The organism is Corynebacterium sp. MC3, from assembly GCF_900099485.1.
In the GTDB taxonomy this organism is placed as follows: domain Bacteria; phylum Actinomycetota; class Actinomycetes; order Mycobacteriales; family Mycobacteriaceae; genus Corynebacterium; species Corynebacterium pseudogenitalium.
The window spans coordinates 60,613-73,719 of the sequence record NZ_LT622813.1 but is presented as its reverse complement, the minus strand read 5'-3'; the positions used below and the strand labels follow the sequence as shown (position 1 = coordinate 73,719).

Below are 13,107 nucleotides of genomic sequence, written 5' to 3'. Positions count from 1 at the left end.
TTAGTCAACAGTGATGGGCGTAAGGCGATTCGATGGTGAAGCAGGTTTCGTTGTGGGTGTGGGTGCTCGTTGGGGTGCTCGCAGCCGCGAGTGGGCTCAGTGAGGTTTTTGGCAGTGCGGCGCGCGGCGAGTTGCTGGATGTCGGCGTGTTTCGCGACGCCGGCAACGCCCTGATCAGCGGCGCCGACCTGTACGACGACTTCCCGACTCGTAGCGGATTCCGCTTCATCTACCCGCCGTTCGCGGCCTTGCTGTTTGTTCCGCTGACGTGGATGCCTGAGCCGGTGATGGACGTGGTGTGGACGTTGGCGACGATGGCGTGCGTGGCGCTCATTTCGTGGTTGGCGCTGCGCAGGCTGGACGTGAAGGTGACCCCGCTGGTGTTGGTGGGGGTGATTGCGTGGTCCTTGGCGATTGATCCGTTGCAGGCGAATTTCTTCTTCGGCCAGATTAACGTGTTTTTGTTCGCGCTGGTCGTGGTGGATGTGCTGGGCTTGTTGCCGCGGCAGTTGCGCGGTGTAGGTGTGGGTATTGCGGCCGGGATTAAGATCACGCCGGCGGCGTTCGCGATTTTGTTCTTGGTGAAGAAAGATTGGGCGTCGGTGGCGCGTGCGGCCGGGACGTTTGTGGGCACGATTCTGATTGGTGTGCTGATGCGTCCGGCGGAGACCTGGTACTACTTCACCGACGAGTTCTTCAACACCGACCGCGGCGGCAACGCGATGTACCCGCCGAACCAGGCGCTGTCCGGCCTGTTCGCGCGTGCGGGGCTGGAGGCCCCGACCGGCGTTATCTTCCTGGTCTTCGCGCTGCTTACGGGCTTGGGTGCGTGGTACCTGCTGCGTCGCGGCCTGGATGTGCATGCGTTGTTCTTCGTCGCGCTGGGCATTAGCGTGGGTGGGCCGTACGCGGTGTCGCACCACTTCTCCTGCGTGATGTTGGCGGTCCCGCTGATTTTTGCGGCGGTGCCGTCGGTGTGGAAGCTCGCGTACGTGCTCTACGTCGCGGTGCTGTTTGTGCCGTCGTACCAGCTCTACCCAGAGGTTGATGCCTACAGCTTCTCGACGCCCCTTTGGTACATGGGCAACCTGATCGGGTTGGCGTCGTTGGTGATGTGGGCGGCACTGCTGCTGGAGCGTTGGTTCCCAGCTGAGAGCAAGCTTATTGCACACCAAAACGTTCCGGCATATAGTGGAACGTAATACCAACCACAGGGTTGTTACCTGCCGGGTTCGGCGGGGCAAGACCTGGGACGTTTTCGCGTCCCGGGTCTTTTTTCATCCCTGGTTCTATGAAGAAAAGGAGTGAACATGGCAACCAAGCAGGCCGGCTTGCAGGAGCAGGCGGCGGATATCCTTGCGGGGATTGGCGGTGCGGACAACATTGCGTCCTTTACGCACTGCGCGACCCGTTTGCGTTTCGAGCTCAACGACGCCTCCCTGGCTGACAAGGAGCGTCTCGAGGCGAACCCGAAGGTGATGGGTGCGGTGCCGCAGGGCGGGTCGCACTACCAGGTGATTGTTGGCGGGGATGTCGCGACGGTGTACAACGCGATGAATAACCTGCCGGAGATGCAGTCGCGTGGCAGCCAGAGCAACGACGACGTGAAGGCGGCCCAGCGCGCGAAGGCGCAGGGCAAGGTGCCGTGGATGGACGCCTTCTTCGAGTACCTCTCGGATTCCTTTAGGCCGATTCTGGGTGTGTTGCTTGGGGCGTCGTTAATTATTGCGTTTGCTGCAGTGATGGACGCGCTGGGATTTGTTGACTTCCGTGCGGAGGTCAAGACGCCGGGTTGGCAGTTCGTCGACGCGATGTGGCGCTCGGTGTTTTACTTCCTGCCGGTGATGGTTGCGTACAACGCGGGCAAGAAGCTCAACATTGAGCCGTGGGTGCCTGCCGCTGTCATCCTGGCGCTGTTCACCCCTGAGTTCATGGGGCTGGCGAGCCACCCGGATGCCGTGGTTGAGACGAATAACCTGCTCGGCACCGAGGTCAGCCGCGTGACGGTGATGGGCCTGCCGATGCTGCTGCCTGACTACGGTGGCAACGTGTTCGTGCCGCTGATCATGGCGGTCGTGGCGGCCCTGGTGTACAAGGGCTTCCAGAAGATCATTCCGTCCGCGGTCCACATGGTGTTCGTGCCGTTCCTCACCTTGCTTGTGATGATCCCGGTTACCGCGATCGTGATTGGCCCGCTCGGCTACGCGCTCGGCGCATGGATTGGTGTTGGCCTCGCATGGCTCAATGGCAATGCGCCATTCGTGTTCGCCATCCTGATCCCAATGCTGTACCCGTTCCTGGTGCCGCTCGGCCTGCACTGGCCGCTCAACGCCCTCATGCTGGTCAACATTCAGACCCTGGGCTACGACTTCATCCAGGGCCCAATGGGTGCTTGGAACTTCGCCTGCTTCGGTGCAACCGCTGCTGTGTTCGCGCTCTCGCTGCGCGATAAGGATCCAGTCATGCGCCAGACCTCCGGGTCGGCGCTGGCAGCTGGTCTGTTCGGTGGTATTTCGGAGCCGTCCCTCTACGGTATTCACCTGCGCTACAAGAGGATCTACCCGCGCATGCTGGTGGGCTGCTTCACCGGTGGCCTGACCATCGCGATCCTGGGCACCCCGTTCGGCGGCGTGCAGACCAACGCGTTCGTGTTCACCTCGCTTTTGACCACCGTGGTCTTCAGCCCGATGTGGGTCTACGTCATCGCGATTGCGGTCGCGTTCTTCACCGCGTTCTTCGTCATCTACTTCACCGACTACCGCACGCCGGAAGAGCGTGAAGAGGCCCTGGCTCGCGCACGTGCAGCGCAGGAGGAAAAAGAGCAGGAGGAAGCTCCGGCAGTTGCGGCATGGTCTTTATACACAACTAGTCGTGGATAAGAGTCAGAGGCCGTAGTGCTTTCCCTTGAAGAATCAGTTCTCCAGCAAGGACTGTGCGTGCTCCGGCAGTTGCGGCAGCGGCTCCGGCGGCGGCCGCTCCAGCCGCTGCAGCAGCAGAGGCCGACGAGCCGGCGGCCCCTGCAGCGGACACACGCGAGGTCACCGCGCCGATCGCAGGCAAGGTTGTCCCGATGGACCAGATCCAGGACGCCGCGTTCGCATCCGGTGCGCTCGGCCAGGCGATTGGTGTGCTGCCGGAAGGCGGCGTCGAGAAGGTTGTGGCGCCGGTTGCTGGCAAGGTGATCTCTGTCGCGAAGACGGGGCACGCCTACGGCATCAAGACTGACGACGGCGTCGAGGTCCTCGTCCACATCGGCATTGACACCGTCAAGCTGAAGGGTGAAGGCTTCACCCCGCTCGTGGAGAAGAAGCAGCGCGTCGAGATTGGCGACGCCCTCGCGGACGTCGACTTCGGCGCAATCGCAGGTCACGGCGTGGACACCACGGTGATCGTGACCGTGGTCAACTCCAAGTCGCTGGCCGCTGTGGAAGATATCGCCACTGGTGAGGCCGAGGTCGGCCAGCCACTGTTGGGGGTAACCAAGTAGGGTCGAACACATGCAAATACTGCGCATCTTTAACAACAACGTCGTCCTGGCCCGCCGCGGGTCGGAGGATGTTGTGGTGACCGGTCGAGGCATCGCCTTTGGGGCAAAGAAGGGCGACGTCCTCGACGAGTCGAAGGTGCAGCGAGTATTTGTTCCGGCGGATGGTCGGGACCCGGACCACTCCGGCCAAATGATTGCCGGGCTTCCCGCCGAAGATATACACCGTGTGACCGCAGCGTTGGAGGCCGTGGGCGCAAAGCCCAGCATCACGCTGGTCACCGCGGTGACGGACCACATTATTAATGCACTTGAGCGGGCCTCCCGCGGCGAAGAGATCGCCTACCCGTTGCGCGCCGAGGTCCAGCACTTGTACCCAGCAGAGTATGCACAGGGCGAACGCCTGCTGGAGCACATCAACATTCTTTTCGACGCCACCCTGCCCACCACCGAAGCCACCGCGCTTGCGATGCACCTGGTCAACGCCGGTTTCAACACCGGTGACCTGGCGCATACGTACCGGATGACGGGGTTGATTCAGCAGATGATGCAGATCATTGCGGCTGAGTTTGGGGTGGAGTTCGAAGCGGCGTCGATAAATGTGGCCCGGTTTATTACACACATTCGTTATTTGTTTGTTCGCCTTGAGCAGGGGAAACAACTCGAGCGCGGAAATTCTCCGCTGGCGCGTGAGTTGACGCGCAGTTACCCGCGGGAAGTTGAGTGCGCCCGAAAAGTGGCCGCTGTAGTGGAGCTTCGCTTCGATACAGCGTTGACAGAAGATGAAATTGCGTACCTTGCTCTGCACATTGCGCGCCTCAGCGCGTACCATCAAATGTAATACCATTAGCTTGATTGCTGAAAGGACACACTCATGACTGACCGCACCGTCTTGTATGGGATCGGGGTTTCCTCAGGTACCGCCTCTGGCCCGGTCGCAGTTGTTACCCCCGCCGTTGGTATCGACGAGCACGAACAACCATGCACCGACCCAGACGCTGACGGCGAGCGTGTCGTCGCGGTCCTGGAAGAAGTCTCCGCGTCCCTGACGGCGCGCGCAGAGCACGCAAACTCCGAAACATCCAAGGCTGTCCTTGAGGCCACCGCCGCCTTGGCGAAGGACCGTGGCCTGGTGCGCGGCATTAAGAAAGAGCTGAAGAAGGGCAGCGGCGTGACCAAGGCGGTCCACGACGCGGTGGAGGCCTACGCGGCGAAGTTCCGCAAGCTCGGCGGCTACATGGCTGAGCGCGTCACCGACCTCTACGACATCCGCGACCGCGCCACCGCGCGCCTGCGCGGGCTGCCGGAGCCGGGCGTTCCAGCGCTGACCGAGCCGTCCGTGCTCGTCGCGAACGACCTTGCACCTGCTGAGACGGCCACGCTGGATCCGGAGTTGGTCGTCGGCATCGTGACGGAGGCCGGCGGCGCGACATCGCATACGGCGATCCTCGCCGCGCAGCTCGGCATCCCCGCAGCGGTGCAGGTCAAGGGCATTAGCGAAGCGCTTGTCGACGCCCCAGCGATCGCCCTCGACGGCGGCGTCGGCGAAGTGATCGTCGCCCCGAACGAGTCGGACGTCGCCGAACTCGAAGAGCGGTCCCGCCGCCGCGCCGCTGCGCTGGCTGGTTCCTCCGGTGAGGGTGCCACCCGCGACGGCTACCGCGTGAAGCTGCTGGCCAACATCGGCACCGCGGACGACGCCGCAAAGGCCTCCGGCTACGACCTGGAAGGTTCCGGCCTGTTCCGCACCGAGTTCCTCTTCCTGGACCGCGACTCTGCCCCGAGCGTCGAGGAGCAGACCGAGACGTACACCAAGGTGCTGCGCGCATTCGGTGACCGCCGCGTCGTCGTGCGCACCCTGGACGCCGGTGCCGACAAGCCGCTGTCCTTCGCCGACCTCGGCGAGGAAGAGAATCCGGCACTGGGCCGTCGCGGCCTGCGCCTGTCCATGGCCCGCGAAGACCTCCTCGACGACCAGCTCAAGGCGCTGGCCGCAGCACACAAGGCTGTCCCGGAGGCTGAACTGTGGGTGATGGCCCCAATGGTGGCCACGGTCGAGGAGACCCGCTGGTTCACGGAGCGCGCACGCGCCCACGGCCTGCCGAAGGTCGGCGTGATGGTGGAGACTCCCGCGGCCGCGATCCGCTCCTCCCACATCCTGGACATCGCGGACTTCGCATCCATCGGCACCAATGACCTGTCGCAGTACACCATGGCTGCCGACCGCATGCAGGGCGAGCTGGCAGAGCTGCTCACCCCGTGGCAGCCGGCAACGCTGGCCATGATCCGTGAGACCTGCCGCGGCGGCGAAGCCACCGGCAAGTCCATCGGCGTGTGCGGCGAGGCAGGCGGCGACCCGCTCATGGCGCTCGTCCTCGTCGGCCTGGGCGTGAGCTCCCTGTCCATGGCGCCGGGCAAGGTCAACGCGGTGCGCGCCGCGCTGCGCCTGCACGACCGTGACACCTGCCGCCAGATGGCGAACTTTGCCGTCGACGCCCCGACCGCGAAGGAAGCACGCGAGAACGTGCTCAAGATCGCGGATCCGGTGCTGCGCGACCTGCTCTAAACTGCCCGGTTGGGGCCGGAGGAGGCGTCCAAAAGCTTCTGTTCGCTACGAGCGAACATCCGGCCTGAGCTGGTGCAATGGCCCCTTAATTCATGAAGTGACGCCCTCGGCGGGACGATGTGTCCGCCGGGGGCGTTATGGTTGGTGACAACTCTTTAAAAACCGTTATTAGTAAGGGGTCAGCCAGTTGTTTGAGAGGTTTACCGATAGGGCCCGCCGCGTCATCGTCTTAGCCCAGGAGGAGGCGCGCGAGCTGAACCATAACTTCATGGGTACCGAACACATCCTGCTCGGACTTATTAAAGAAGGCGAAGGCGTCGCAGCAAAGGCGCTCGAGTCCATGGGTATCAATCTTGACGACGTCCGCTCCGAAGTCATCGAGATCATCGGACACGGCACGCAGCCGGTCACTGACCAGATCCCATTTACCCCACGCGCCAAGAAGGTACTGGAGCTCTCCCTGCGCGAAGGCCTGCAGATGGGGCACAAGTACATCGGCACCGAGTTCCTGCTGCTCGGCCTCATCCGCGAGGGTGATGGCGTCGCAGCCCAGGTGCTGATTAAGCTCGGCGCCGACCTGCCGCGCGTACGCCAGCAGGTCATCCAGCTGCTCTCCGGCTACGAGGGCGGCGAAGCACAGAACCCGGAGACCCCGCAGGGCGGCGGCCCCGGCTTCGCGGGCGCCGGCCAGGGCCCAGGCACCGTCTCCTATACACATCCAGATGTGCACATCGAGAGGGGTATAAGAGACAGGGCCAGGGCCCAGGCATCATGGGCGGGCCGCGCCCGGGCCAGCAGGGCGAGCGTTCCAACTCGCTCGTGCTCGACCAGTTCGGCCGCAACCTCACCGCAGCAGCCCGCGAGGGCAAGCTCGACCCGGTGGTCGGACGCGACAAGGAAATCGAGCGCATCATGCAGGTGCTCTCGCGCCGCACCAAGAACAACCCGGTGCTCATTGGTGAGCCGGGCGTCGGCAAGACTGCCGTCGTGGAGGGCCTCGCGCTCGACATTGCGAACGGCAACGTCCCCGAAACGCTCAAGGACAAGCAGGTCTACTCCCTCGACCTGGGCTCTCTGGTTGCAGGCTCACGCTACCGCGGTGACTTCGAGGAGCGCCTGAAGAAGGTGCTCAAGGAGATCAACCAGCGCGGCGACATCATCCTGTTTATCGACGAGATCCACACCCTCGTCGGCGCCGGCGCTGCCGAAGGCGCCATCGACGCTGCTTCGCTGCTCAAGCCGAAGCTGGCACGCGGCGAACTCCAGACCATCGGCGCGACGACGCTCGACGAGTACCGCAAGCACATTGAGAAGGACGCCGCCCTCGAGCGCCGCTTCCAGCCCGTCCAGGTCGACGAGCCCTCCGTCGAGGACACCGTCACCATCCTGCGTGGCCTGCGCGACCGCTACGAGGCGCACCACCGCGTCTCCTACACCGACGACGCCCTCAAGGCCGCCGCCACCCTCGCGGACCGCTACATCAACGACCGCTTCCTGCCGGACAAGGCCGTCGACCTCCTCGACGAGGCCGGCGCCCGCATGCGCATCAAGCGCATGACCGCCCCTTCCGAGCTGCGCGAAGTCGACGAGCGCATCGCCGACGTCCGCCGTGAGAAGGAAGCCGCCATCGACGCCCAGGACTTCGAGAAGGCGGCTGGCCTGCGCGATACCGAACGCAAGCTCGGCGAGGAGCGCAAGGAAAAGGAAAAGAAGTGGCGCTCTGACGACCTCGAGGAAATCGCCGAGGTCGGTGAAGACCAGATCGCCGATGTGCTCGCGCACTGGACCGGCATCCCAGTCTTCAAACTCACCGAGTCCGAGTCCTCGCGCCTGCTCAACATGGAGTCCGAGCTGCACAAGCGCATCATCGGCCAGGACGAAGCCGTCCGCGCCCTGTCGCGCTCCATCCGACGCACCCGCGCCGGGCTCAAGGACCCGAAGCGACCATCCGGCTCCTTCATCTTCGCCGGCCCGTCCGGCGTTGGTAAGACGGAGCTGTCCAAGGTACTTGCCGAGTTCCTCTTCGGCGACGAGGACTCCCTCATCCAGGTCGACATGGGCGAGTTCCACGACCGCTTCACCGCTTCCCGCCTCTTCGGTGCCCCTCCGGGATACGTCGGCTACGAGGAGGGCGGCCAGCTCACCGAGAAGGTCCGCCGCAAGCCGTTCTCCGTGGTCCTCTTCGACGAGATCGAGAAGGCGCACAAGGAGATTTACAACACGCTGCTCCAGGTGCTCGAGGAAGGCCACGTCACTGACGGCCAGGGCCGCATGGTGGACTTCAAGAACACCGTGCTCATCTTCACCTCCAACCTGGGTACCGGCGACATCTCCAAGCCAGTCGGCCTCGGCTTCACCGGCAACACCGCCACCGACGTCGATGCCCAGTACGAGCGCATGAAGAACAAGGTTCACGACGAGCTGAAGAAGCACTTCCGACCAGAGTTCCTCAACCGCATCGACGAAATCGTGGTCTTCCGCCAGCTGACCCAGGAAGAAATCGTGCAGATGGTGGACCTGCTCATCAGCCGCGTGGACACCAACCTGGCCGCGCAGGACATGGGCATCGAGCTTACCGAGAAGGCCAAGAACCTCCTGGCCATCCGCGGCTTCGACCCAGTGCTCGGTGCGCGCCCGCTGCGTCGCACCATCCAGCGCGAGATCGAGGACCTGCTTTCGGAGAAGATCCTGTTCGGCGAGATCGGCGCCGGCGAGATCATTACCGTCGACGTCGAAGGCTGGGACGGCGACGTCGAAGGCTGGGACGGCGACGTCGAAGCCGCCCGCAACACCCGCGGCAAGGCAGCGCCGGACGCGACCTTCACGTTCACTCCGCGCCCACGCCCGCTGCCAGCGGAGACGTTCGGTGAGGACGCCGCGTCCGACGAACCTGAGGAGAAAGCCGTGCGTGACATCGCCCCTTCCGAGGGCACCCCGGAGACCGAGGCCTCCCAGTTCCCGGACGAGCGCGCAGAGTCTGGTCCTGAGCCTGACTCCGACTCCGATTCCGACGGTCGGGGACCTGAACCGGTCTAATCAATAGGTTGGAAAGCCGCACCCTGGTGGTGCGGCTTTCTTTTTGTCTTGGTGGGGTGGGTATTGGTGCCAATAGACGCACCCATATACGTCTAGTGCTTTTCTGACCTGCAAGAATGGAGGCCGTGGATTTTAGAATTGCGTCCTTTGGCACTCAGCGCATCCAAAGATGCACCAAATTCCCTCGCGCGGCGTTAGCGACCTGGGGAAACGCAAAAACGCGCTCCTAAATCAGCGAATTTGGTGCGATCGTAGCCGGTCCAGTGCCAATAGACGCAACCTTATACGTCTAGCACGTTTCTGACCTGCAAGAATGGAGGCCGTGGATTTTAGAATTGCGTCCTTTGGCACTCAGCGCATCCAAAGATGCACCAAATTCCCTCGCGCGGTGGCAGCGACCTGGGGGAAACGCAAAAAACGCGCTCCCAAATCAGCGAATTTGGTGCGCCCACACCAAAGCCGGGTTCGGCAGGCCGGAGCCAACGAGCCAGGTGCCTAAACCTACAGCGCTGAGTACAGCGAAGATGCCGAAGAGGATGGCGTCGGCGACTGGTCCGGTGTACTGGTAGTTCGAGGCGGTGTTGATGGAGGTGTTGTCGGGGATGTTGCAGTTCGGGGTGAAGGCTGGCGCGTGTGGGTCGAAGCGCTCGTCGAGCCAGGTGATCACGTGGGCGGTCTCGAGGACGATTGGCAGGGCGTGGCCAGCACCGGCGAGGTTTGCGAATGGGGTGGTGGAGGACCCGGAGTCGAGTGGCGTGGATCGGGTGCCGGGGATAGAGACGCTGCGGTACTCCACGGGTGAGCCGAGCGTGCAGTAGTCGCGGGCGAGTTGGACGGCTTGTGGGGCGGGGACCATGTCGTCGTCGGGGTTGGTGAGCACGAGTGTTGGGACTTTGGTGGGGACGCGGCCGAGCTTGTTCTGGTCGAGGCGGGCTCGCAGGACGGGGTTGTCGTGGGCGAGTTCGGCCAGGTTGACGCCACGTTTCGTGTAGGCCTTGAATTCCTTGGGGGCGATTCGGACGGCGTCGAGGATGCACGCCTTGGATAGGGCGTCGAGGGTGCGCACGCCTTCCGCGTTGAGTTCGGCGTAGAGGGCTTCGCGGAAGTCGGGGTAGGTGGAGGAGTAGGAGACGGCGGCGAAACCGGCGACTGGGGTGATCAGAGTCCCGCGGGACTGTTCGAGTACGGCCAGTGGGTCGGCGGGTGGGGCGCCGACGAATGCGGCGACGACGTTGAGTTCGGGTGCGTAGTCGGCGACGAGTTCGGCTGCTGCGGCGGATGCGCCGCCGCCTTGGGAGTAGCCCCAGAAAGCGATTTTTTCGCCGTCGTGTGCGGCGTAGCGGGCGGCGTCGATGACGGCGTGTCCCTGGTCGACGCGGTTGAGATACGTGTGCGTACCTGGGGTGCCGAGGCCGACGTAGTCGGTGACGATGACGCGGTAGCCGGCGTCGAGAAGCATGTGGGCCATGGGGCGCTCGTAGTCGACGCTGAAGGAGGTCCCTGAGTCGGAGGAGATCAGCGAGGTGTTCTTGCTGGGTGCGCAGTGGTCGGCCATACCGCGGGTGCCGGGCGCGATGACGACGAGCCCCTTCGCGTTGTCCCTGTCGTAGAGGGTGGCGGTGACTGGCGCGCGCGTGCCGGACTCAGTGGTGGTTTCGTAGCGCACGACTTTCGGCGCGGGGCGGAAGGCGGATTTGATGGCGGAGGAGCCCACCTCCGCCACGGAGCTCAACGGGTCGAGCGAGCTCGCGGCGGCGGAGGGGGCGAGGGGAGCGGCGAGTGCGAGGGCGCACAGCGCTGAAAGTGTAGACCGAATGTGCATAGTCGGTCATTGTAAACGACGCCCCTCTGCCCGAACTAGGTCAGCGCATCAGCCCCGTGCCGACCATCCAGGCACCCATCCCAACGGCGCTGAGCACGCCGAGGATGCCGAGGAAGATCGCGCCGATGGTTTCGTTGGTGTACTGCAGGATGAGATGGTCAGACTGGATTGGGGGAGTGTCGGGGATGGGGCAGGTTGCGGTGAATGCGGCCGCGTCGGGGTCGAAGCGCTCGTCGAGCCAGGTGATGGCGTTGGAGCTTTCTAGGTAGAGGGGCAGGGTGTGGGCGGAGCCGTCGACGTTGGCGAAGGGGGCTTCGGGGCGGACACCTTGCATGGCAACTGCTCGGTACTCCACCGGTGCGCCCACGCTGCAGTAGTCGCGGGCGAGCTGGGTCACTTGTGGAGAAGGGACCAGGTCGTCGTCAGGGTTGGTGAGCACGAGGGTCGGCATGCTCGTGGGCACGCGGCCGAGTTTGTTCTGGTCGAGGCGCGCCCGCAGGGTCGCGTTGGCCTGGGCGAGTTCGGCGAGGCTTTCGCCGCTCTTGGTGTACTCGGTGAAGGGTTTCGGCGCGACGCGGGGTGCCTCCGCCATGCAGGCATTGGAGAGCGCCTCGAGCGTATCGACGCCTTCTTCGTTGAGTTCGGCGTAGAGGGCTTCGCGGAAGTCAGGGTAGGTGGACGCGAAGCTGACAGCGGCGAAGCCGACGACGGCGCTGATCTGCTTGCTGGTTGCTTGTTCCAGGACTGCGAGCGGATCGGCGGGTGGGGCGCCGACGAATGCGGCGACGACGTTGAGTTCGGGGGCGTAGTCGGCGACGAGTTCGGCTGCTGCGGCGGATGCGCCGCCGCCTTGGGAGTAGCCCCAGAACGCGATTTTTTCGCCGTCGTGTGCGGCGGTGCGGGCAGCGTCGATGACGGCGTGGCCTTGGTCGATGCGGTTGAGGTAGGTGTGCGTGCCTGGGGTGCCGAGGCCGACGTAGTCGGTGACGATGACGCGGTAGCCGGCGTCGACAAGCTTGCGTACGATGCCGCGCTCGTAGTCAATATTGACTGATTTTTAGTTGGCTGTGCGCAGAATAGCGGGGCTGTTGCTCGGGGCGCAGTGGTCTCCGAGGCCGCGCGTGCCGGGGGCGAAGGCGACGAGACCTTTGGCGTCGGGGGTGTCGTAGAGGGTGGCGGTGACGGGGGCGCGGGAGCCGTCCTCGGTGGTGGTTTCGTAGCGGACGAGCTGTGGCTTCACACGTTGCGTGAAGCGCTGGGAGGTGGCGCTCTCGGATGAAAGTGGGGTGGCGTCAACGATGGGCGCTGTCGTGGCGCCGAGGGCCATAGCGCAGGCTATGGTCAGGGAAATTTTTGACCAATGATGTTTCATGGTCGGGAGTTTAACGTACAAATGTCTGTGACGTACAATTGTCAGGGCAGCAGCATGAGGCTCACGGCCATAATCGCCATGCCACCCATGACGCCGTAGACGCTGTAGTGGTGGTGCCCGGTAGCAATCGCGTTCGGCAGCAGCTTGTCGAAGCTGATGAACACCATGATTCCGGCGATCACCGCGAAGGAGTAGCCCATCGTGGTCGGCCCCATAAAGGGCGCGAGGATGAGGTACCCGACGAGCGCTCCGAGCGGTTCAGCAAGCCCTGAGAGGGTGGCCCACCCGGCGGCCCACCAACGTCGGCCGGTGGCTTCGCGTAGCGGGACTGCCACGGCGACGCCTTCTGGGATGTTGTGCAGCGCGATCGCGACGGCGATCGGGATGGCCAGGTACGGGTCGGCGAGCGCGGACATGAAGGTGGCGAAGCCCTCGGGGAAGTTGTGCAGGGCGATTGCCACGCCGGTGATCACGCCGGCGCGCCGCATCGCTTGGGCGCGTTTGTCCTCGTCGCCCTGGATGCTTTCGTGCGGGTTGATGTCGTGCGGCACCAGCTTGTCGATCACCGCGATCAGCGCCACCCCGCCGAAGAACCCGAGGATCGCGCGGCCCTGGTCGAGGGCGTCAATGCCCGCGGGGAGCAGCTCCGCGAGTGAGATGTAGACCATCACTCCAGCGGAGAACCCGAGGCTGCCGGCGAGGAACCTGTCGCCAATGGTGGACTTGAGCGCCACGACCACCCCGCCGATGCCGGTGGAGATGCCGGCCAACAGGGTCATCGCGAATGCGATCAAAACGCTCGAAGTCATGCGGACAGTCTATGTGTA

Annotated in this window: 9 protein-coding genes and 1 pseudogene; 6 read left to right on the top strand and 4 right to left on the bottom strand. The window is 64.0% G+C overall.

What is annotated here, in order from left to right:
• The first annotated feature begins 32 nt into the window (after positions 1–32).
• The 6 genes and pseudogenes from BQ4436_RS03695 to BQ4436_RS03675 all read left to right on the top strand — a co-directional run bounded on the left by BQ4436_RS03695 (position 33) and on the right by BQ4436_RS03675 (position 9,086).
• Positions 33–1,202 carry a glycosyltransferase 87 family protein gene (locus tag BQ4436_RS03695; protein WP_070361904.1) on the top strand — a complete coding sequence of 390 codons (1,170 nt, stop codon included), beginning with the start codon at positions 33–35 and terminating at the stop codon, positions 1,200–1,202.
• Between the two features lie 108 nt (positions 1,203–1,310).
• Positions 1,311–2,879 (top strand): PTS transporter subunit EIIC, encoded by a 1,569-nt coding sequence (locus BQ4436_RS03690; protein WP_369822025.1) that lies wholly within the window; start codon positions 1,311–1,313, stop codon positions 2,877–2,879.
• A gap of 53 nt (positions 2,880–2,932) precedes the next feature.
• The gene (locus BQ4436_RS12630) at positions 2,933–3,487 is read left to right on the top strand and encodes a PTS sugar transporter subunit IIA (RefSeq protein WP_369822024.1); all 555 of its coding nucleotides are present in this window, start codon (positions 2,933–2,935) and stop codon (positions 3,485–3,487) included.
• A gap of 10 nt (positions 3,488–3,497) precedes the next feature.
• Positions 3,498–4,325 carry a PRD domain-containing protein gene (locus BQ4436_RS03685; RefSeq protein WP_070478127.1) on the top strand — a complete coding sequence of 276 codons (828 nt, stop codon included), beginning with the start codon at positions 3,498–3,500 and terminating at the stop codon, positions 4,323–4,325.
• Positions 4,326–4,358: 33 nt separating this feature from the next.
• Positions 4,359–6,050, top strand: coding sequence for a phosphoenolpyruvate--protein phosphotransferase (gene ptsP / locus BQ4436_RS03680; protein WP_070478125.1), 1,692 nt, complete (start codon positions 4,359–4,361; stop codon positions 6,048–6,050).
• Positions 6,051–6,237: 187 nt separating this feature from the next.
• A pseudogene (locus tag BQ4436_RS03675) lies at positions 6,238–9,086 on the top strand (ATP-dependent Clp protease ATP-binding subunit).
• Positions 9,087–9,516: 430 nt separating this feature from the next.
• Here the strand turns inward: BQ4436_RS03675 and BQ4436_RS03670 are convergent.
• From BQ4436_RS03670 to zupT, 4 genes are all read right to left on the bottom strand, one after another.
• The gene (locus BQ4436_RS03670) at positions 9,517–10,908 is read right to left on the bottom strand and encodes a lipase family protein (protein ID WP_070975551.1); all 1,392 of its coding nucleotides are present in this window, start codon (positions 10,906–10,908) and stop codon (positions 9,517–9,519) included.
• Positions 10,909–10,948: 40 nt separating this feature from the next.
• Positions 10,949–11,899, bottom strand: a complete 951-nt coding sequence (locus tag BQ4436_RS11570; protein ID WP_246814921.1) for a lipase family protein — start codon at positions 11,897–11,899, stop codon at positions 10,949–10,951.
• Between the two features lie 66 nt (positions 11,900–11,965).
• On the bottom strand, positions 11,966–12,280 hold the full coding sequence (locus BQ4436_RS03655) for a hypothetical protein (RefSeq protein WP_141742201.1): 315 nt from the start codon (positions 12,278–12,280) through the stop codon (positions 11,966–11,968).
• Between the two features lie 41 nt (positions 12,281–12,321).
• On the bottom strand, positions 12,322–13,089 hold the full coding sequence (gene zupT / locus BQ4436_RS03650; protein ID WP_070361911.1) for a zinc transporter ZupT: 768 nt from the start codon (positions 13,087–13,089) through the stop codon (positions 12,322–12,324).
• Positions 13,090–13,107: the final 18 nt, after the last annotated feature.